This window comes from Micromonospora sp. DT63, assembly GCF_049841615.1.
Lineage (GTDB): Bacteria > Actinomycetota > Actinomycetes > Mycobacteriales > Micromonosporaceae > Micromonospora.
Genome location: NZ_JBNCKQ010000002.1, coordinates 294779 through 315163, shown reverse-complemented (window position 1 = coordinate 315163; position 20385 = coordinate 294779). Strand labels below are relative to the sequence as shown.

Below are 20385 nucleotides of genomic sequence, written 5' to 3'. Positions count from 1 at the left end.
AATATCCCGTTATGCCCCGACAGTAAGTGCAAGATCGCGGAGGGGGGAGGGGGTGGGGGCGTGGGTTAGAGGTGGTTGTCGAAGGTGGCGATGTCGTTGCGCGTCGCGTCGGTGGAGATGCGCTTCTTGGCCTCCGCGTCGCCGTACAGCGACCAGCGCAGGAACTCCACGGATGTGTCCGAGACGACCCGCAACGTCTTGGCGTCGCCGAGCAGCGCCCGCCCGTGGTCGCCCTTGGGCAGGCTGAGCATCGCCTTCGGCCAGGGCACCTTGTCGTACGCCGCCTTGCCCGCCGCGTAGTCGACCACCTCGTCCAGCTCGCCGTGCACGAACAGCTGCGGCGCGGTCGCGCCCGCGAACGCCGTACCCACGCCGACTGCCGTACCGGCGAAGACCACCCCGGCGTCCAGCCGCTCGTCCCGGCTGGCGGTGAAGAGGCCGATGGTGGTCACCCCGCCGGCCGAGTGCCCGGCCGCGCCGACCCGGTCGGTGGCCAACCGGCCGCGCAGCCCGTCGCCGGCCTTGCCGTCGAGCGCCAGCACCTGGGTCAGCGCGTACGACACGTCGGCCGGCTGGTTGAGCACGTCGAGGATGTTGCCGTCGCCGCCCTTGGAGGTGTGCGGGAAGGTCGGCGCGGCCACCACGAAGCCCGCCGCCGCCCAGCGGGTCAGCAGGGTGGCGTAGTCCTCCGGCCGCCCGGTGAGGCCGTGGCTGAACATCACCACCGGAAACCGGCCCTGCGCCGCCGCAGCGGACCGCTTGACCGCGCCGCCGGCCTTCCCGGCCGCCGGATACCAGATCGTCGTCGGCAGCGCACGGCCGTCCCGGTTCAGCTTGAGCTGGCGTACGCCGACGCCGAAGGCGCTCGTCGGGGCGGTCCCGGAGGGTACCTGCGGCGTCGGCGTGGCGGCGGCGGGCGGTGGCTCGGCGGGCGCCTGCCAGCCCTCGGTCTTGCGGGCGTCGGCGGAGCAGCCGACCAGGCCGGCCATGAGCAGGGCGCTGGCCAGCAGCGTGGGGGTGACGCGACGCGACATGAAACCAATTGTGCCCTGCTGCGCCGGCCGGCTCGGCGCGGTTCGACGCGCGGTGCCCACGCCGTGACCGGCTGACCCGGACCGGGCGTGACCGGTCGTTCAGGCCGCGGCGCGTTCGGGGAGCGGGCGTCGCCGCCGGGCGGTGTCGGTCAGGGAGCGCGGCGGGAAGGCGGCGTTGGGGTCGTACCGGTTGGTTCCGGGCGGCGCGATCTCGTCGATCCGGTCGAGGGTCGCGTCGTCCAGGGTGAGCGTGGCGCCCTTGAGCAGGTCCTCCAGGTGTGCCATGGTCCGCGGTCCGATGATCGCCGAGGTGACCGCCGGATGGGCCACCGTGAAGGCGATGGCGAGCTGCGGGAGCGTGCAGCCGATGCCCGCCGCGAGGTCGACGAGCTGCTCGACGATGTCGAGCTTGGCGGCGTTCTCGGCGAGCGTGGGATCGAACTGCGCCGGCCGGAGCACGGCACGCCCGGTCGACAGGTCGACGGGCCGGTCCCTGCGGTACTTCCCGCTGAGGAACCCGAAGGCGAGCGGGCTCCAGACCAGGACCCCCATGCCGTAGCGCTGGCAGACCGGCAGGGTCGACGCCTCGACCCCACGGGCCAGGATCGAGTACGGCGGCTGCTCGGTGCGCAGCCGGCCGAGGCCGCGACGCTCGGAGACCTGGTGCGCCTCGACGATCTCCTCGGCGGGGAACGTCGAGCACCCGAAGGCGCGGATCTTTCCGTCGCGGACGAGGTCGCTGAGCACCGAGAGCGTCTCCTCGATGTCGGTAGCGGGGTCGGGGCGGTGGACCTGGTAGAGGTCGATCCAGTCGGTGCCCAGACGCCGCAGGCTCCCTTCGACGGCCTTGAGGATCCAGCGCCGCGAGTTGCCACCCTGGTTGGGTCCCGCACCCATCGGAAAGTGCACCTTGGTGGCGAGGACGACGTCGTCCCGGCGCCCCCGCAGCGCCTTGCCCACGATCTGCTCGGACTCACCCTGGCCGTACATGTCGGCGGTGTCGACGCAGTTGATGCCCTGGTCCAGGGCCGCGTGGACGATGCGGACGCAGTCGTCGTGGTCCGGGTTTCCGACGGCACCGAACATCATGGTTCCGAGGCAGTGGGTGCTCACCTCGATGCCGGTCCCGCCGAGTGTGCGATAGCGCATGCCGATGCTCCTCTGGCGATGTCGTGACGATCACGGGGGACCCTAGGAGCTGGAGTCGGCTCTAGGTCAAGCCTCGTTACCCTGCTCGGCATGGCCGAGGACATCGTGAGTCTGAGCATCGGGCAGGTCGCCGAACGCACCGGCTTGAGCGTGCACGCCCTGCGCTTCTACGAGCAGGAGGGCGTCTTCGTCGATCCGGTACGCCGTGGGCCCGGCGGGCGTCGCGTCTACAGCCAGGACGACGTCGACTGGCTGACCGTCTGCATCATTCTCCGTACCTCGGGCATGCCGTTGCCCGCGCTGCGCCGGTACGCCGACCTCGTCCGGGAGGGCGCCGGCAACGAGGAGGAACGTCTCGCCCTGATGCGCGAGCACCAGGAGCGCGTCACCGGCCAGATCGGCAGGCTCACCCAGTGCCTGGACCTGATCGGCTTCAAGGTCGGGGTGTACGAGGACCTGCTCGACGAGGCGCGGCCCGCAGTCGAGCCAGGTCGTCCGCGTCCTTCGGACGGCGAGGCCGCTCCGGCATCCACACCGGGTACATCTGCTTGAACTCGATCTGCGCTGGCACCGAGATCGTCGGCACGGTCAACGGGCCGATCCGGCCGGATGGCGCGTCCAGCATCCCGGCCGGCAGTGGTGTGCCGGCCCAGGACCCGGCGCCCACCGTCGGGCGACCGGCGTCGTCCCGACCCAGGTACGCGACGCTCACCTCCACGTCGTCGGCGAACAGGTCGAGCTGCAACTCCACAGGCATCCGGGGATCGGGGCGCCAGCCCCGGGCCAGCAGCAGGGCGGCCAGCCGGGCCGCGTCCTCGTGCCAGCAGTACCAGTCGACGTCGACGTGCGGTCGGGACACCTCGCCGAGCTGGAAGTCCATCGCCCAGCCGCCCCGCAACCACACCGCGATGCCGGCCGACCCGGCCACCTCGACCACGTCGGCGATGCTCGCCAACTGGCGGCGCGCGAGGTCGTCCACCCGGGCACTCTAGCCGGGGCACCGCCGTGACACGCGGGCGAAGAACCCTAGGCCGGGCGGGACTCGTAGCGGGTGCCGGGCGTGCGCGCGTCGGCGGGCAGGCGGGCGCCGGCGGTCCGGTCGCCGTAGAGGGTCCAGCGCAGGAAGTCGGTGGTGGTGGCGAGAACGGCGGCGAATCCGGGGTTGCCCGGCGTGAGGTACGCGCCATGGTCCTGGCCGAGCACGCTGACGAACACCGCAGGTCCCGGGGTACGCGCGTACGCCGCCCGGCCCACCGTCACCGGCACCACCGGGTCGGCCGTGCCGTGCACGAAGAGCACCGGTGCGGTCGGTCCGGCGAAGCTGCCCGGCAGCCCGCCGCCGGCGATCACGATGCCCCCGCGCAGCCGGGCCGGGTGGCCCTCGGTGAACATACCGGAGGTGGTGAAGCCGCCCGCCGAGTGACCGGCGGCGGCGATCGACGTGAGGTCCAGGTGGCCGGCGAGCGGATCAGCCGGGTCGCCGTCGAGGCGGCCCAGGTGCCGGATCAGCCGCCAACCGTCGGCGGGCTGGTTGCGCACGTCGGCCCGGGTGAAGTGCGCGGCACCCGCACGGGTGTGCGGGTACGCGGGCGCGGCCACCACGAAACCGGCCGCCGCCCAGCGGGTGGTCAGCCCGGCGTGCAGTTCGGGTCGGCTGTGCAGACCGTGGCTGTAGATCACCACCGGGAACCGCCCGGCGGCCACCCCGTCGGTGCCGGCCGGATACCAGATGGTCACCGGCAGGGGACGCGCCGAGCGCGGATCGAGGGTGAGCGTACGCACGCCGACGACGTACGACCCCTCGGGCGCTCGGCGCGCGGACGGCGGCCCGGCGGACCCGCCCGCCACGGCGGTTGCCGGCGCACAACCGGCCAGCAGCGCCGTCACCAGTACGGCGACCAGCCGTCGAACCCCCACCGTTTCACCGTAGGTGCCCGGGCACGTCCAGCGGCCCCGCCGTCCGGCCCGGCTCTGGCCGCCACCCGGTCGGGTCGCCTCCGCCGGCCGGCTCGACCCGGTGGGACGGCACAGACGGGGGCGGTGCTCCGCGACCGGCTTCGCTAGGGTCACCGACATGGCTGAGAACTACACCGACCCCAGCGGCAACACCGAGGCGTTCCGCGCCTTCACCCAGACGCCGGAGGCCGCCGGTCCGGCCGACGCGCCGTCCCGCCTGCCGCTCATTGTCGGTGCGGCGGTCGTCGTCGTGCTGCTGGTGGCCCTCGTCGCCTGGCTGGCGATGCGCTGAGCGGGCGCGCGGCGATGCGCTGAGCGGGCCCGACTCCACGTGGTCGGGGCGACGTCAGTGCGCCCCGACCACGTCCCGGGTCTGCCGGGCGATCTCCCGTTCCTCATCGGTACGGATGACACAGACGTTCACCTCGGCGTCGTCCGGCGAGATCAGCCGGTCGCCGTCGCCGTTGTTGCGCGCCTCGTCGACGGTGATGCCGAGCCGGGCCAGTCCGGCCAGCGCGGCGGCCCGGACGGGCGCGGCGTGCTCGCCCACGCCGGCGGTGAACGCGATCGCGTCCACGTGGCCGAGCAGCGCGTAGTACGCGCCGACGTACCCGGTGATCCGCCGGCAGTACACGTCGAAGGCCAGCGCGGCGGCCGGATCCCCGGCCGCCCGGCGCTGGAGCACCTCGCGCATGTCGTTGACGCCGGTCAGCCCGAGCAGCCCGCTGCGGTGGTTGAGCAGGTCGTCGATGTCGTCGACCGACATCCCGCCCTCCCGCCGCAGGTGGAAGATGACTGTCGGGTCGAGGTCGCCGCTGCGGGTGCCCATCACCAGCCCCTGCAGGGGTGACATCCCCATCGAGGTGGCGACGCTGCGGCCGTTCGCGACCGCGCAGGCGCTGGCCCCGTTGCCCAGGTGCAGGGTGATGGTGTTGAGCTGCTCGTACGGGCGGCCCAGCAGTTCGGCGGTACGCCGGGAGACGTACGCGTGCGAGGTGCCGTGGAAGCCGTACCTGCGGATGCCGTACCGCTGGGCGGTGTCCAGGTCGATCGCGTAGGTCGCGGCGGCCTCGGGCAGGGTGTGGTGGAACGCCGTGTCGAAGACGGCGACCTGCGGGACGTCCGGCAGCGCCGCGCGGGCCACCTCGATGCCGGCCAGGTTGGCCGGGTTGTGCAGCGGGGCCAGCGGCACCAGATCCTTGATCGCGGCCAGCACCGCGTCGTCGATGAGGACCGGGGTGGTGAACTTCCGGCCGCCGTGCACCACCCGGTGCCCGACCGCCGCCAGTCCGGTCAGGTCCAGTCCGGCCAGGATCTGCCGGACGGCGCTGGCGTGGTCCGCCGGGCCGCCGCCGGGCTCACCGACCCGCTCGACGGTGCCCTGGTCGACGGTCCGGTCTCCGTCGTAGTGCCGCCACTTCACCGAGGACGACCCGCAGTTGAGCACCAGTACCCGACTCATGACGCCTCCTCGGCGGCCGCCTGGATGGCGGTGATCGCCACCGTGTTGACGATGTCCGGCACTGTCGCGCCCCGGGACAGGTCGTTCACCGGCCGGCGCAGGCCCTGCATGACCGGGCCGACGGCGACCGCCCCGGCCGAGCGTTGCACCGCCTTGTACGTGTTGTTGCCCGTGTTGAGGTCCGGGAAGATGAAGACCGTGGCCTGGCCGGCGACCGGGCTGTCGGGCAGCTTCGTCGCGGCCACTGCGGGGTCGATTGCCGCGTCGTACTGGATCGGCCCCTCGACCAGCAGGTCGGGCCGACGCTCCCGGACCAGCGCGGTGGCCGCGGCGACCTTCTCCACGTCCGCGCCCGCACCGGAGCTGCCGGTGGAGTACGACAGCATGGCGATCCGGGGTTCGATGCCGAAGCGGGCGGCGGTGTCGGCCGACGAGATCGCGATGTCGGCGAGCTGGGCGGCGTCCGGGTCGCGGTTGACGGCACAGTCTCCGTAGACCAGCACCCGGTCGGCGAGCAGCATGAAGAAGACGCTGGAGGCCACCGAGACCTCCGGCACGGTACGGATGATCTCGAACGCGGGCAGGATGGTCGCGGCGGTGGTGTGTGTGGCGCCCGAGACCATGCCGTCGGCGTACCCGGCCGCCACCATGAGCGTCCCGAAGTAGTTGGGCTGGGCCACGATGTCGTGCGCCAGCTCGGCGGTGACGCCCCGGTGGGCGCGCAGCCGCGCGTACTCGGCGGTGAACTCGTCGCGCCACCCGCTGGTGGCCGGGTCGACCAACCGCGCGTCGCCGAGGTCGATGCCCAGCTCGCGGGTGCGCCTGGCGATGTCGTCCGGCCGCCCGAGCAGGGTCAGCTCGGCGACGCCCCGGCGCAGCAGGATCTCCGCCGCCCGCAGGATGCGCTCCTCGGCGCCCTCGGGCAGCACCAGGTGCCGGGGCCTGGAGCGGGCCCGGTCGATCAGCTCGTTCTCGAACATCAGCGGGGTGACCCGCGTCGACCGGCTGACCCGCAGCCGGCGGGCCAGGTCGTCGGTGTCCACGCAGCGCTCGAACGCGCCCAGCGCGGCCTCCACCTTGCGCGGGTTGGCCACGCTGGGCCGCCCCTCGATCCGGCTGGACGCCTCGACCGTGTCGTAGCTGTCGCTGCCGACGGAGAGCACGGCCAGGCCGGTGTTCAGGCCCTCCACCAGCCGCATCACCCGGGGGTCGGGTTGCTCGCCGAGGGTGAGCACGAGCCCGGCCACCGACACCTGCCCGGCCACGTGTGCCGCGCTGGCGGCGACGAGCAGGTCGGCCCGGTCCCCGGGGGTGATCACCAGAGCGCCCTCGGTGAGGTGGCCCAGCAGTGTCGGCACGTGTGCCGCCCCGACCACGTAGTCCAGCACGTCCCGGCCGAGCGCCGCGTCGTCGCCGGCCAGCAGGGTGGCGCCGAGCGCCGCCGCCACCTCGGCCACCGTCGGCGCCGACACGCTCGGCACCTCCGGGATGGCGTACGCCGGCACGGGCAGCTCCGGCAGCGTCATCGGCTCGGACACCCGGTTGGCGATCACCGCGAGCACCGTCGCGCCCAGGTCGGCCACATCGTGGTACGCCCCGCGCATGGCCGCCGCGACGGCCGCCGGCTCCTGCTCGTAGCCGTCGACCACCGGCACCACCACGCTGCCGAACTCGGTGGCCAGTCGGGCGTTGAAGGCCAGCTCGCGGGGGTGCGCAGGGTCGCCCGGCTCGTCGAAGTCACTGCCCACCACGACGACCGCCGGGCACTGCCGCTCCACCGCCCGGTACCGCTGGACGACAGCGGAGATCAGCTCTTCCCGTCGGCCGTCGGCGACCAGCCGGGCCGCCTCGGCGTAGGTGGAGCCGGCCAGGTCGGCGAGCGGCACCTCGACCCGGTACCGCTCGCTCAGCAGCGCGAGGATCGGGTCCGGGCCGGTGTCGGCCACCAGCGGGCGGAACACGCCGACCCGCCCGACCTGGCGGGACAGCAACTCCGCCAGCCCGAGGGCGATTGTCGACTTGCCCCCGCCGGAACCGACGCTGGTCAGATACACGCTGCGAGCCACAGCCCCACCCTAGAAGATCGCGAGACTCCCCACCCGGGCCCTACGGCCCCCCACGTCCCGGGCCCCGCCGGGCGCCTGTTGCGGCAGGTGGGTCAGGCCGGGCGCAGGGCCGCGATGCCGGTCAGGAAGATGTCGATGCCGGCCAGGAACTGCTCGCGGTCGTCGTGTTCGCGCAGCTGCGTCACCGTCGCGTGGACGAACGGGTACCTGCCGGGGTCCAGGTGTGCCCACTGCTCGGCTGTGGTGTTCAGGAACGCCGCCCGGTCCGTGTCGCCGTCGGCGAGATGCCGGGCGTTCGCGGCGTTCTGGACGGCGACACCGAGGACGTAGTTCACCAGGGTTCCGGCCGCGTCGAAGCGCGCCCCCTCGGGGACGGCGAGTGCGTCCAGCAGGCTGCCGATGCTCTCGTAGAAGTCCAGCAACGCGGGACGCCACGGTTGCCGGGAGAGCTCCGCACCGACCCAGGGGTGGGCGTCGATCGCGTCGAACAGGCCCAGGGCGAGGAGACGCAGGGTTTCGCGGGGGCCCCCGGTGGTGACCGTGCTGGACAGCACGTTCGTGATGACGTCGTCGGTGGCCGCCGCGAGCAGGTCGTTCTTGTCCGCGACGTGGTGGTAGATCGCGCCGTACCCGGTCTCGAGCCGAACGGTGAGCGCGCGCAGCGTCAGGGCGCTCTCGCCGTCGCTGTCCAGGATTTCCGTAGCGGTCTGGATGATCAGTTCCCGGGACAGCGCGTCCGTGCGTCGCCGGGCCGCGGTTCCGTTCGCGGTTCTCTTTGCCATGGCCCCAGTGTCGCACTGGTGGATCGCCGCTCCAACGTCGTGTTAACGTCCGTTGGAGCGGCGATCCATAAACGGCTCGTCCAGCAGACCTGGGGGACCACCATGACGACACCGGTCACGATCATCGGAGCAGGTCTGGGCGGCCTGGCGCTGGCCCGCGTGCTGCACCTACACGGCATCCCGTCCACGGTCTACGAGGCCGAGGCGTCCCCGGCTACGCGTACGCAGGGCGGACTGCTCGACATCCGCGACTACAACGGCCAGCCCGCGCTGGAGACGGCCGGCCTGACCGAGGAGTTCCGCAAGCTCGTCCTGGAGGGGCGTCAGGCGATGCGGCTCCTGGACCGGCACACGAACCTCCTGCTCGACGTACCCGACGACGGTACGGGTGGCAGCCCGGAGGTGCAGCGCGGTGAACTGCGGCAGATGCTGCTCGACTCACTCCCGGCCGGCACCGTCCGGTGGGGCCACAAGGTCAGCCGCGTGCGCGCCCTCGGCGAGGGCCGCCACGAAGTGGCCTTCACCAACGACACCGCAGTCGTCACGAGCCTGCTGGTCGGCGCGGACGGCGCCTGGTCCCGGGTCCGACCGCTGCTCTCCGAGGCCACACCCGGGTACACCGGCTTCTCATTCATCGAGACCCACCTGTTCGACGGCGACACCCGGCACCCGACCAGCGCGGAAACCGTCGGCAGCGGAGCGATGATGGTGCTGGAGCCGGGCAGGGGGATCCTGGCCCATCGGGAGCGCGACGGGAACCTCCACACCTGGGTGATGCTCGCCAGGCCGCAGGACTGGTTCGCCGCCATCGACTTCGCCGACCCCGACGCGGCCATCGCGCGGATCGTGCGGGAGTTCGATGGCTGGGCGCCGGAGCTCACCGCCCTGGTCACCGACGGCGAGACCCCGCCGGTCCTGCGCCACATCTTCACCCTGCCCGCCGGACACCGGTGGGACCGGAGGCCCGGGGTGACCCTGCTCGGCGACGCCGCGCACCTGGCGGCACCCAACGGCGAAGGCGCCAACCTGGCCCTTCTCGACGGCGCCGACCTCGGCACGGCCATCGCCGCGCACCCCGACGACATCGAGACCGCGCTCACCGCGTACGAGCAGGCCATGTCCGTGCGTAGTGCCGCGGCAAACGCCGAAGGCCCCGACCTTCAGGACATGCTTGGCGACGGCACACCTGACACGTTGATCAAGGCTCTCACCGGAAGCTGAGGCGGCCTGCGGCCTGCGGCCCAGGCGTCGGCGTCGGCGTCGTTCCGGCGGGGCCAGGCAGGTAGCAGGCGCTCGGTCGGCGGTGCGGTAGGCGTCTCACCTGTCAGGCGTCGCAAGAACCGAAAAAGATTCACGCCTACACTCGCTTCCCATGACCGCCCGGCGCCTGAGCAGCGAAGATACGTCGACCCGGAGGTCGACGCCCGCAGGCGTGCCCGGTGACGCTCCGACCCCACCGGCCGCGCCTGTCGACGAATCGACAATGGTGATCGGCCGCTCCGACGCCCCCACCGCGCTGATCGCCGCCGTACCCCAACCACCGCCGGTGTTCGTCGATCCCAGCGGCCGACGTCGCTCCCGCCTGCGCTGGCTCGCGTACGCCGTCGGTCTGTTCGGTCTGCTCTACACCGGGCTGGTGGCTGTCAGCTTCGCGGGCGGCATGGTGGAGCCGCACACGGTGCTCCCCTTCGTGGACGAGGCCGAGCAGCCCGAACGGCCCCGGTCGCCGCAGGCCGAGGCGATCACGGTAGTTCCCGAGCCGTCAACGGCCGTCCCCCGTACGTCGGCGGCCCCGGTGACCCCCAGCGCCGCCCCGGCGGCTACCCGCCCGGTCGCCCCCCGCCGCTCGCCGGGCGTCACCGGCTCGCCGAGCGGCGGTCCCGCCCGAGCGCCGGCCCCGCCCGCCCCCGCGCCCACACCCACGCCGACTGCTCCGTCGGCCCCGACACCAGCCGTCCCGCCGTCGACCGAGGACCCGCCGACGCCACCGGACGAGACGCTCGACGAGCCCGACGGCTCACCCGCCGATGACTGAGACGACGAGCACGGGAGCCCGCCAACGTCGGGCCGTACCGCCGCCGCGCTGGATCCTGCTGGGCGTGTTGCTGGCGGTGCTGGCCGGCGTGCTCGTCGTCCACGCGTACGCCAACGCGTCCTTCACCCCCGACCACCAGCACAGCGGCCGAGGGCAACGCGAGGTCCCCACCTCGGTGGTCACCGGGGGTCCGATCATCAGCGCCAACAGCGAACAGGTCCGTTCCTACCGGCTGCCGGAGCGGACCATCGCGCTCACCTTCGACGACGGCCCCGACCCGGTCTGGACCCCCGAGGTGCTGCGCGTCCTCGACGCCCACCAGGTCAAGGGCACCTTCTTCGTGCTGGGTTCGCAGGTCTCCCGACACCCCGACGTGGCCCGGAGCCTGGTCGGTGGCGGCCACGAACTCGGCGTCCACACGTTCACCCACCCGGACCTCACCGAGCTGCCCGGCTGGCGGCGGGACCTGGAGTACGCCCAGACGCAGCTCGCCCTGGCCGCCGTCACCGGCGTGCGGACCTCGCTGGTCCGGTACCCGTACTCCTCACACGCCGACGCCATCGACAACGAGGACTGGCCGGTGCTGACCGCCGCCGGCGACCTGGGCTACCTGACGGTGCTCAACGACACCGACAGTCAGGACTGGGCGCTGCCCGGCGTAAACAAGATCATCGAGAATGCGGCCCCGGAGGGAACCTCGGGCGCCATCACCCTCTGGCACGACGCCGGCGGTGACCGGGCGCAGACCGTGGCAGCCCTCGACCGGTTCATTCCGATGATGAAGGAACGCGGATACCGGTTCGTCACCGCGACCGAGGGGCTGAACCTCGCCTTCGCCGCCGCCGGCGCCGACCACCGGGTGGACTCCGGCCTGGCGGCCACCGCGGGGGACCGCTGGCGCGGCCGGATGCTGGTCTGGGCCGTCCAGGGTGCCGACCGCCTGCTGAGCGTGTTCGGGATCCTCTTCGTGCTCGTCGGCGTGCTCACGGTGGGGCGCACCGCGGTGCTGTTCCTGCTCGCCGGGCGGCACGCCCGCCGCCGGCGGGCCAAGGACTGGACGTGGGGGCCACCTGTCACCGCGCCGGTGTCGGTGGTCGTTCCCGCCTACAACGAGAGGGAGGGGATCGCGGCAGCGGTGCGGTCACTCGCCACCGGCGACCATCCCGGCGGGATCGAGGTGGTGGTCGTCGACGACGGCTCCACCGACGGGACCGCCGACATCGTCGACGCGCTCGGCCTGCCCAACGTCCGGGTGGTCCGCAAGCCCAACGGCGGCAAGCCCAGCGCATTGAACACCGGCGTGGCGCTGGCCCGCCACGACCTGATCGTGATGGTCGACGGGGACACCGTCTTCGAACCCGACTCCGTCCGGCGGCTCGTGCAGCCCTTCGCCGACCCGCAGGTGGGCGCGGTAGCCGGCAACGTCAAGGTCGGCAACCGGCGCAGCCTCATCGCCAAGTGGCAGCACATCGAGTACGTCATCGGGTTCAACCTGGACCGGCGTCTCTACGAGACGCTGCGCTGCATGTCGACGGTGCCCGGCGCGATCGGCGGCTTCCGGCGGCAGGCGCTGCGCTACGCCGGCGGGATGACCGACGACACCCTGGCCGAGGACACCGACATCCTCATGGCCCTGGGCCGGGCCGGCTGGAAGGTGGTCTACGAGGAGACGGCCCGCGCCTGGACCGAGGCGCCGACGAGCCTGGGACAGCTGTGGAAACAGCGCTACCGGTGGAGCTACGGCACCATGCAGGCGATGTGGAAGCACCGCCGCTCCGTGTTCGACAGGGGGGCCTCCGGCCGGTTCACCAGGCGATGCCTGTTCTTCCTCAGCCTCTTCGGCGTGCTGCTGCCGCTGCTCGCGCCCGTGATCGACCTGCTGGCCCTGTACGGCCTGTTCTTCCTCGACCGGACCGCCACGGCGGTGGCCTGGCTGGTCATGCTCGGCGTGCAGATGGTCACCGCGATCGTCGCGTTCCGGCTGGACCGGGAGAAGCTGGGTGTGCTGTGGGTGCTGCCGCTGCAACAGTTCGTCTACCGGCAGTTGATGTACCTGGTGATGATCCAGGCAGTGGTCACCGCACTGACCGGCGGCCGGCTGGGCTGGCAGAAACTCCGACGCACCGGGCTGGAGCCGGCAACCTCCCGCACCGGCTGACCGGCGCCGGTCAGCCGTCGGTAGGTCGATCGTCGGGCGGTTCAGTCCTCGTCGGGGTCGTCCAGGCGGGCCAGGTAGGTGGCCAGGCGCTCGATCGGGGTCTCGAACTCGGGGTTCAGGTCGACGAAGTCGCGCAGGCGCTCGCCCAGCCACTCCAGGGTCACCTGCTCGTCCCCCCGGCGCTCGACCAGCTCCTCGATGCCACGGTCGGTGAAGTACACGGCGTACGTCCTCGTGCTCGGCCCGGCGCGGGCCGGGCGGGTCGGTGGTTCGGACGGACCGACGCGAGCCGGGGCAGGACCGTGGAAACGGCCCTGCCCCGGCTCGCGTGGCGCGATCAGGTCACGGGCGGGGGAGTGCCGCCTCGATGAGCGCGGTCTGCTCGACCTCGTGGGTCTTGGCCGAGCCGACCGCCGGGGCCGCCGCGGCCGGGCGGGAGATCCGCCGCAGCCGGACGTCGGTGAGGTGCTCCAGCAGGTTGAGCGCGACGAACGACCAGGCGCCCTGGTTGGCCGGCTCCTCCTGCACCCAGGCGAAGTCCTCCGCGTTCGGGTACTGCGCGAGGGCGGCCCGGATCTCCTCGACCGGCAGCGGGTACAGCTGCTCGATCCGGATGATCGCCGTGTCGGTGATGCCGCGCTCCTGCCGGGCCTGGAACAGGTCGTAGTAGACCTTGCCCGAGCACAGCAGCACCCGCTTGACCGACTCCGGTGCCGGGGCGGCGGTGTCGCGCAGCACCGGCTGGAAGGTGCCGGTGGTGAAGTCCTCCACCGAGGAGACGCAGAGCTTGTGCCGCAGCAGCGACTTCGGCGTGAACACCACGAGCGGCTTGCGCTTCGGCGACAGGGCCTGGCGGCGCAGCAGGTGGAAGTAGTTCGCCGGAGTCGTCGGGATGGACACCCGCATGTTGTCCTCGGCGCACATCTGCAGGAACCGCTCCGGGCGACCGGAGGTGTGGTCCGGGCCCTGGCCCTCGTGGCCGTGCGGGAGCAGCAGGGTCACCGCGGAGCGCTGACCCCACTTCACCTCACCCGAGGAGATGAACTCGTCGATCACCGACTGGGCGCCGTTGACGAAGTCACCGAACTGGGCCTCCCAGGCGACCAGCGCGTTGACGTTCTCCACCGAGTAGCCGTACTCGAAGCCCATCGCCGCGTACTCGGACAGCAGCGAGTCGTGCACGAAGAACCGGGACCGCTCGCCGTCGCCGGTGAGCGACTTGAGCGGCAGGTAGTCGTCGCCGGTGCGGGAGTCGACCACCGACGCGTGCCGCTGGACGAAGGTGCCGCGCCGCGAGTCCTGCCCGGCGAGCCGGACGGTGACCCCGTCGTGCAGCAGCGCCCCGAACGCGATGATCTCGCCGAAGCCCCAGTCGATGTTGCCCTCGACGGACATCTTGGCCCGCCGGTCGAGCAGCTGCTGGATCCGCTTGTGCGGGGTGAAGCCCTCGGGGAGGTTGGTGTGCGCCTCGCCGACCGCCTTCACCACGGCGGCATCGGTGGCGGTGTCGACCGCCGGCTCCGGCTCCTCCTCGCGGCGGGGACGGTTGAGCTGGCGCGGCGTGGCGGCGGCGTCCCGGGTGGCCTTGAAGACCTTCTCCAGCTGCGCCTGGTAGTCGCGCAGCAGCTCCTCCGCGTCCTCCACGGTGATGTCGCCGCGACCGATCAGCTCCTCGGTGTAGAGCTTGCGCACCGACCGCTTCGAGTCAATGATCTTGTACATCTGAGGGTTGGACATCGACGGGTCGTCGCCCTCGTTGTGGCCGCGCCGGCGGTAGCAGACCATGTCGATCACGACGTCCTTGTTGAACGCCTGCCGGTACTCGAAGGCCAGCCGGGCCACTCGGACCACGGCCTCCGGGTCGTCGCCGTTCACGTGGAAGATCGGCGCCTGGATCATCCGAGCCACGTCGGTGCTGTAGAGGCTGGACCGGCTGTACTCCGGGGCGGTGGTGAAGCCGACCTGGTTGTTGACCACCACGTGCACGGTGCCGCCGGTGCGGTAGCCGCGCAGCTGCGACAGGTTGAGCGTCTCGGCGACCACACCCTGGCCGGCGAACGCGGCGTCGCCGTGCACCGCCAGCGGCAGCACGGTGTAGCCCTCCAGCTTGAGGTCGATCCGGTCCTGCTTGGCCCGGACGATGCCCTCCAGCACGGGGTCGACGGCCTCCAGGTGCGACGGGTTCGCCACCAGGGACACCTTGACGACGTGCTCGCCGTCCGGGGTGGTGAACTTGCCGTTCTGGCCCAGGTGGTACTTCACGTCGCCGGAGCCCTGCGTCGAGCGCGGGTCGAGGTGACCCTCGAACTCCGAGAAGATCTTCTCGTACGGCTTGCCGACGATGTTGGCCAGCACGTTGAGCCGGCCCCGGTGGGCCATGCCGATGACCACCTCGTCCAGCCCGCTCTCGGCGGAGGACTCGAGCACCTCGCCCAGCAGCGGGATCAGCGACTCGCCACCTTCGAGCGAGAAGCGCTTCTGGCCCACGTACTTGGTCTGCAGGAAGGTCTCGAACGCCTCGGCGGCGTTGAGCCGGTTGAGCACGTGCTTCTGCTCGTCGGCGGACGGCTTCTCGTACTTGCGCTCGATCCGCTCCTGGATCCAGCGCCGCTCCTCCGGGTCCTGGATGTGCATGTACTCGATGCCGACGCGCCGGCAGTACGAGTCGCGCAGCACGCCGAGGATCTCGCGCAGCTTCATCCGCTGGCGCCCGGCGAAGCCGTTGACCGGGAACTCCCGGTCCAGGTCCCACAGGGTCAGCCCGTGCTGGAGGACGTCCAGGTCGGGGTGCTTGCGGATGGTGAATTCCAGCGGGTCGGTGTCGGCCATCAGGTGACCGCGCACGCGGTACGCGTGGATCAGCTCGTGCACCCGGGCGGTCTTGTTGATCTGACCCTCGGAGTTGACGGCCACGTCGCGCACCCAGCGCACCGGCTCGTACGGGATGCGCAGCGAGGTGAAGATCTCGTCGTAGAAGCTGTGCTCGCCCAGGATCAGCTCGTGCATGACCTTGAGGAACTCGCCGGACTGCGCGCCCTGGATGATCCGGTGGTCGTACGTGCTGGTCAGCGTGATGACCTTGCTGACCGCCAGCTCGGCCAGGGTGGCCTCGGACATGCCCTGGTAGGGGGCCGGGTATTCCATCGCGCCGACGCCGATGATCGCGCTCTGCCCCTGCATGAGCCGCGGCATGGAGTGCACCGTGCCGATGCCGCCCGGGTTGGTCAGCGAGATCGTGGTGCCGGAGTAGTCCTCCATGGTCAGCTCGTTGCGCCGCGCCCGCCGGACCACGTCCTCGTACGCCTGCCAGAACTGCCGGAAGTCCATCTGCTCGCAGCCCTTGATGGAGGGGACCACCAGGTTGCGGCTGCCGTCCGGCTTGGCCAGGTCGATCGCGATGCCGAGGTTGACGTGCGCCGGGCGGACCACTGCCGGCTTGCCGTTGGCCTCGGCGAAGGAGTTGTTCATCTCCGGGTGCTGAACGAGCGCCCGGACCATCGCGTAGCCGACCAGGTGGGTGAAGCTGACCTTGCCACCGCGCCCTCGGGCGAGGTGGTTGTTGATCACGATGCGGTTGTCGACCAGCAGCTTCGCCGGGACCGCGCGGACGCTTGTCGCGGTGGGCACGCTCAGCGAGGCGTCCATGTTCTGGACGATCTTCGCGGCGACACCTCGCAGCGGCGTGGTCTGCGGGCCGTCGGCGCTCGGCGCGGCGGCCTTCGCGGCCGGCTTGGCCGGCGCGGCCTTCTCCGGGGTGGCCTTCGCCGGCGCGGCCTTGGCCGGCGCCGACGGCGCGGCGGCCGGCTTGCTGGCGGCGGCGGCCGGCTTCGCCGGGGTGCTGGGCTGGCTGACCGTGGCCGCCGCCTCCGGCTGGCCGTCGGGCTCGGGCGCGGCGGCCGGCTTGCCCGACGTCTCAGCCCGGCGTGGCGTGCCGGCGCCGGGCGCCGGCCGGTAGTCGGCGAAGAAGTCGTGCCAGGCCGAATCGACGCTCGTTGGGTCGGCGAGGTACCGCTGGTACATCTCCTCGACGATCCACTCGTTCGGGCCGAAACCCGCCAGTGGGTTCTCCTGCGAAGTCTGCTGGGTCGACACGGCCGGTAATCGCCTCTTTCACGCGGGTTTGTGTGTCACGCGGTGTCCGTCGCGTCCAATTGATGGACAACGGACAGGACGACTCCCAGGCTACGCCGTACAGATCGCGCAGGCATTTCCGCCTCGATGGGGTGGCCGGATTCACAGAAGATGCCAGAAGTTCACCAACCCCTGCGCGGCCCGTCCCCGGCTGCTAAGGCCAGATTGAGTACCGGTACGGATGTCGCCAGGCCGACGCGGTCCGCGAGGATCGGGCGCATGGATCATGACGGGGCACGGGGGCGCTACGGCCGGAGCATGGCGGTGGCGGCCGGTTGGTACGTCACCGCGATCGCGGCCATCGCGGTGGGCACGACGAGCGTGCCGAGTGCGCCGCACGACGACTGTGCGGCCTGGTTCAGCTGCCTGTCGCCGGGTGAGTCGCTGGTGTTCGTCGGTCTGGTGTGGGGCACGCCGGTGCTCCTCGGGCTGCTGGTCGTGACGGCGCTGGTGACCGCGCTCGTCGTCCGACTCGTCCCCTCGGCGGTGCTCGCCGGCACCACCGCCGCGGCGCTCAGCGTCGGGGTCTGCGCCGCCGCGTACCTGGGTCGCTCGTGAAGCGGCTCGGCCTTGGCGGGCTCTTCTTCGGCTGGCTCTACGGGGTGCCGTTCCTCCTGCTGGTGGGCCTGATCCGGCGCATGTCCAGGCCGTACACGCCGAACGCTGACGATGCGCAGGCGTTCGGCGCGACCACTGACGCCCTGCTGACGACCGGGCTCCTGCTCAACGGGGTGCTTCCGGTGCTCGGCCTGCTGCTGACCGGATGGGCGGGGGAGACCCTCTGGCGTCGGCACTTCGCCTGGGCGTTCGCCGGGACGGTGCTGCTGTACGTGGCGGTCGCGCTGGTCGGCAGCATGGCCACCAGCTCGCTGATCGGGCACGTCCCCGCCGATCTGGAGCCCGACCCGGTGGTCACCCAGTGCATTCCGATCAGCGGCGGCCGGAGCTGCCCGGGCGGGTGAGGCGCAGGCCCGGGGTGGCGGCCGTGCCGCCGCCACCCCGGAACCCGCGTCGGTCAGGAGATGTCGCGCCGGCGCATCAGCAGGGTGCCGACCACGCCGGTGACCACCGCGTATCCGATGAGCACGGCGGCGCCCGCCCAGCGCGGCGGGTTGCCCGGGATGTCCGCCCCGGTGACCATCAGCGACGAGGCCAGCGACGGCACCAGCAGTTGCAGGTTGTTGATCCAGTCGCCCCAGCGGTTGGCCAGGACGGCGATCACCACTGCCGCACCGATCGAGCCGCCCAGGTAGAGCAGGATGCCGGTCACTGTCGCGCCGATCTGGCTGCGGATCAGCACGCCGATGCCGACGCCGAACACGGCCCACAGCAGGTACGCGAGCAGGTTCAACCCGATCGCCCGCCAGGCTGCGTCGTTGCCGAGTTGCGAGTCCAACCCCACCGCGCTCAGCACCGCCGAGCCGGCGATCAGGTTGAGCACGGTGGTGACCAGCCAGAACAGCAGCGCCAGCACACCCGCCGCGACCAGCTTGGCGGCCATCACCGCGGTGCGGTGCGGCGCGGTGAGGAACGTGGTGGTGACCGTCTGGTGGAAGAACTCGCTGGTCACCACGATGATGCCGAGCAGCATGATGATCAGCAGGCCGAAGAACTGCCCGGAGGTGAACAGGTTCGACGCGATCGCGTCCGGGGTGGCCGCGGCCTCGAACTGGGCGGACTGGTCGCCCACGTCCGCGGGGTTGGTGCTGGTCAGCGCGTCGGTCTGCAACCAGTTGAAGAGCAGCGTGAGCGCCCACAGCGGCAGGCTGATCAGCGCGAACACCCACCAGGTGTTGGTGGTACGGATCTTGAGCAACTCGGATCGGACGAGGTTCATCGGATACCCGCCTTTCCGGCCGTCAGCTCCAGGAAGACCCGTTCCAGGTCGGGTCGTTCGGTGGTCAGTTCGTGCAGCTCCACGCCCGCGGCCAGGGCGGCCCGACCGATCGTGGGGGCGTCCACCCCGGAGACCAGCAGGACGCCGTGCTCGTCGGTCGTGACGGTGGCCGACTGCGCCTTCAGCGCGGTGGTCAGCGCCTCGGCCTGCGGGGTGCGGACCCGCACCTGGGCGCCCTGGGCCATCGACCCGAGCACCTGATCGACCGGCCCCTGCCGGACGAGCTGCCCGGCCGCGATGATCACCACGTCGTCGGCGAGCAGCTGCATCTCCGACAGCAGGTGGCTGGAGACCAGCACCGTACGACCCTCGTGGGCCAGGTTCTTGAGGAACCCGCGCATCCACCTGATGCCCTCCGGGTCCAGCCCGTTGGCCGGCTCGTCGAGGATCATCACCCGGGGGTCACCGAGCATCGCGGCGGCGATACCGAGCCGCTGCTTCATGCCGAGCGAGTAGCCCTTGAACTTGCGCTTCGCCGCCGGGGTCAACCCGACCAGCTCCAGCGCCTCGTCGGCCCGCGACCGGGGTAGACCGGCCGCCGCGCAGATCACCCGCAGGTGGTTGATGCCGGTGCGGCCCTTGTGCGCGCTGGACGCCTCCAGGATCGCCCCGACGTGCCGCAGCGGGTCGGTGAGGTCGGCGTAGCGGTGACCGCTGATGGTGGCCGTACCCGCGGTCGGGGTGACCAGGTTCAGCAGCATGCGCAGCGTGGTGGTCTTACCGGCGCCGTTCGGGCCGAGGAAGCCGGTCACCCGCCCCGGTGCCACGGTGAAGGACAGGTTGTTCACCGCCCGCACGTTCTTGTACTGCTTCGTCAGACCGGACACCACGATCTGACCGTCGCTGGTGGGGCTTCGCTGCCCGTCAGTCATCATTCTCCTCCCGTGTGGCGTCGAGGTACGCCGTGGCACAGCGTGACGGTACCGAGCAACAAGGTCAATCAGGCCCGGTCCCTACGGCGTGGTCCCCCTTGGGGCGGAGGCGTGTCCTCCCTGCGGACGACCGCGGGGCCTCAGCGGGCGATCCAGGTGGCCCGGGCCGCGCCCAGCAGCGCGCCGTCGGGGCCGTACAGGCTGGTGTGCACCAGCGCCTTGCGGCCGTCGACACCGATCAACGCGCCGGTCACCACGCACTCGTCGCCCGGCGCCGGCCGGGCGGTGACCACCGCGGCGATCCGCCCGAGCAGGTACGGGCGGCCGGACGCGAGCACCGTCCAGCCGCCGGGGCAGTCCAGCGCGGCCCAGACCGTGGCGTCGCCTACCTGCTCGGGTGCGCGAAACGGCGCGGCGGTCCGGCCGTCCGGCAACCGGCCGGGAAAGATCCGCAACCCGTCGTCGCGGCGCGGACCACAGACGAAACACTCGGGGTACGGATGCTCGACGAACCCGGGGTAGCGGGTGGAAGCCTCCACCGCCGTCTCCCGGTCGACCGGCGGCACGACGGCGTCCACGACGCCGGCGGGGCGGACCTCGGCCACCAGTTCGCCGGCCGGATCCCGGACCTCGCCGTCGACCAGGCTCAGCGCCGTCTCCAGCGGCGGTGGCCGACGCAGCGTCACCTCCACCGGTCCGGGGCCACCCTCGGCCGCGAAGAGGCCGGCGCTCCAGCCGCCGTTGCCGGAGCCGGTGGGCCCGTTGTACCGGGACTCGATGCGCATGGGTGACCTCCGTGGGGCGTGGGGCGGCGCCGTCGCCGGCCCGTCGGGCAGCCTCGCA

General features: G+C 71.9%; 19 protein-coding genes. 7 read left to right on the top strand and 12 right to left on the bottom strand.

The features are described from left to right. Nucleotides 1–65: 65 nt before the first annotated feature. Nucleotides 66–1034 carry an alpha/beta hydrolase family protein gene (locus ACLQ27_RS08160; protein ID WP_425866169.1) on the bottom strand — a complete coding sequence of 323 codons (969 nt, stop codon included), beginning with the start codon at nucleotides 1032–1034 and terminating at the stop codon, nucleotides 66–68. 99 nt (nucleotides 1035–1133) lie between these two features. Further along, nucleotides 1134–2183, bottom strand: a complete 1050-nt coding sequence (locus ACLQ27_RS08155; RefSeq protein WP_425866167.1) for an aldo/keto reductase — start codon at nucleotides 2181–2183, stop codon at nucleotides 1134–1136. A 90-nt stretch (nucleotides 2184–2273) separates the two neighbouring features. Here ACLQ27_RS08155 and ACLQ27_RS08150 point away from each other — a divergent pair, with 90 nt between their 5' ends. Continuing rightward, a complete protein-coding gene (locus ACLQ27_RS08150; RefSeq protein ID WP_357574683.1) occupies nucleotides 2274–2735 on the top strand; it encodes a MerR family transcriptional regulator in 462 nt (153 codons plus the stop codon). Here the strand turns inward: ACLQ27_RS08150 and ACLQ27_RS08145 are convergent. After that, nucleotides 2617–3162, bottom strand: a complete 546-nt coding sequence (locus ACLQ27_RS08145; protein WP_425866164.1) for a nucleotidyltransferase domain-containing protein — start codon at nucleotides 3160–3162, stop codon at nucleotides 2617–2619. The genes ACLQ27_RS08150 and ACLQ27_RS08145 overlap by 119 nt on opposite strands. 47 nt (nucleotides 3163–3209) lie before the next feature. Then, nucleotides 3210–4100, bottom strand: a complete 891-nt coding sequence (locus ACLQ27_RS08140) for an alpha/beta hydrolase family protein (protein WP_357495872.1) — start codon at nucleotides 4098–4100, stop codon at nucleotides 3210–3212. Nucleotides 4101–4257: 157 nt separating this feature from the next. Between ACLQ27_RS08140 and ACLQ27_RS08135 the strand changes: the two genes are divergently transcribed. Then, a complete protein-coding gene (locus ACLQ27_RS08135) occupies nucleotides 4258–4431 on the top strand; it encodes a hypothetical protein (RefSeq protein ID WP_234588635.1) in 174 nt (57 codons plus the stop codon). 54 nt (nucleotides 4432–4485) lie between these two features. Here the strand turns inward: ACLQ27_RS08135 and ACLQ27_RS08130 are convergent, their stop codons facing one another. From ACLQ27_RS08130 to ACLQ27_RS08120, 3 genes are all read right to left on the bottom strand, one after another. After that, nucleotides 4486–5601, bottom strand: coding sequence for an acetate/propionate family kinase (locus ACLQ27_RS08130; protein ID WP_425866161.1), 1116 nt, complete (start codon nucleotides 5599–5601; stop codon nucleotides 4486–4488). Continuing rightward, nucleotides 5598–7667 carry a phosphate acetyltransferase gene (gene pta, locus ACLQ27_RS08125; RefSeq protein ID WP_425866159.1) on the bottom strand — a complete coding sequence of 690 codons (2070 nt, stop codon included), beginning with the start codon at nucleotides 7665–7667 and terminating at the stop codon, nucleotides 5598–5600. The genes ACLQ27_RS08130 and pta overlap by 4 nt, the downstream gene beginning before the upstream one ends. Nucleotides 7668–7759: 92 nt before the next feature. Then, nucleotides 7760–8449: a TetR/AcrR family transcriptional regulator gene (locus tag ACLQ27_RS08120; RefSeq protein ID WP_425866157.1), complete on the bottom strand. Its 690-nt coding sequence runs from the start codon at nucleotides 8447–8449 to the stop codon at nucleotides 7760–7762. Nucleotides 8450–8551: 102 nt separating this feature from the next. Here ACLQ27_RS08120 and ACLQ27_RS08115 point away from each other — a divergent pair, with 102 nt between their 5' ends. The 3 genes from ACLQ27_RS08115 to ACLQ27_RS08105 all read left to right on the top strand — a co-directional run bounded on the left by ACLQ27_RS08115 (nucleotide 8552) and on the right by ACLQ27_RS08105 (nucleotide 12642). Beyond that, on the top strand, nucleotides 8552–9670 hold the full coding sequence (locus ACLQ27_RS08115; RefSeq protein ID WP_425866155.1) for an FAD-dependent oxidoreductase: 1119 nt from the start codon (nucleotides 8552–8554) through the stop codon (nucleotides 9668–9670). 151 nt (nucleotides 9671–9821) lie between these two features. Then, nucleotides 9822–10484, top strand: a complete 663-nt coding sequence (locus ACLQ27_RS08110) for a hypothetical protein (protein WP_357574688.1) — start codon at nucleotides 9822–9824, stop codon at nucleotides 10482–10484. Continuing rightward, nucleotides 10477–12642: a bifunctional polysaccharide deacetylase/glycosyltransferase family 2 protein gene (locus tag ACLQ27_RS08105; protein ID WP_425866153.1), complete on the top strand. Its 2166-nt coding sequence runs from the start codon at nucleotides 10477–10479 to the stop codon at nucleotides 12640–12642. The genes ACLQ27_RS08110 and ACLQ27_RS08105 overlap by 8 nt, the downstream gene beginning before the upstream one ends. 41 nt (nucleotides 12643–12683) lie before the next feature. On the opposite strand, the gene ACLQ27_RS08100 is transcribed toward ACLQ27_RS08105, so the two are convergent. Beyond that, the gene (locus ACLQ27_RS08100) at nucleotides 12684–12863 is read right to left on the bottom strand and encodes a DUF6104 family protein (protein WP_357495886.1); all 180 of its coding nucleotides are present in this window, start codon (nucleotides 12861–12863) and stop codon (nucleotides 12684–12686) included. 121 nt (nucleotides 12864–12984) lie between these two features. Further along, on the bottom strand, nucleotides 12985–16734 hold the full coding sequence (locus tag ACLQ27_RS08095) for a multifunctional oxoglutarate decarboxylase/oxoglutarate dehydrogenase thiamine pyrophosphate-binding subunit/dihydrolipoyllysine-residue succinyltransferase subunit (RefSeq protein ID WP_357495888.1): 3750 nt from the start codon (nucleotides 16732–16734) through the stop codon (nucleotides 12985–12987). Nucleotides 16735–16992: 258 nt separating this feature from the next. On the opposite strand from ACLQ27_RS08095, the gene ACLQ27_RS08090 reads away from it, so the two are divergent. Further along, nucleotides 16993–17331, top strand: a complete 339-nt coding sequence (locus tag ACLQ27_RS08090; protein WP_425866150.1) for a hypothetical protein — start codon at nucleotides 16993–16995, stop codon at nucleotides 17329–17331. Beyond that, nucleotides 17328–17735, top strand: coding sequence for a hypothetical protein (locus ACLQ27_RS08085; protein WP_425866148.1), 408 nt, complete (start codon nucleotides 17328–17330; stop codon nucleotides 17733–17735). Before ACLQ27_RS08090 ends, ACLQ27_RS08085 begins: the two co-directional genes overlap by 4 nt. A 53-nt stretch (nucleotides 17736–17788) precedes the next feature. On the opposite strand, the gene ACLQ27_RS08080 is transcribed toward ACLQ27_RS08085, so the two are convergent. The 3 genes from ACLQ27_RS08080 to ACLQ27_RS08070 form a co-directional block, all read right to left on the bottom strand. Beyond that, entirely contained in the window at nucleotides 17789–18610 is an 822-nt protein-coding gene (locus ACLQ27_RS08080; protein ID WP_357495894.1) for an ABC transporter permease, read from the bottom strand. Continuing rightward, the gene (locus tag ACLQ27_RS08075; protein WP_234590559.1) at nucleotides 18607–19542 is read right to left on the bottom strand and encodes an ABC transporter ATP-binding protein; all 936 of its coding nucleotides are present in this window, start codon (nucleotides 19540–19542) and stop codon (nucleotides 18607–18609) included. The genes ACLQ27_RS08080 and ACLQ27_RS08075 overlap by 4 nt, the downstream gene beginning before the upstream one ends. Before the next feature lie 140 nt (nucleotides 19543–19682). Beyond that, nucleotides 19683–20327, bottom strand: a complete 645-nt coding sequence (locus ACLQ27_RS08070; RefSeq protein ID WP_357495896.1) for a hypothetical protein — start codon at nucleotides 20325–20327, stop codon at nucleotides 19683–19685. Between the last annotated feature and the right edge of the window lie 58 nt (nucleotides 20328–20385).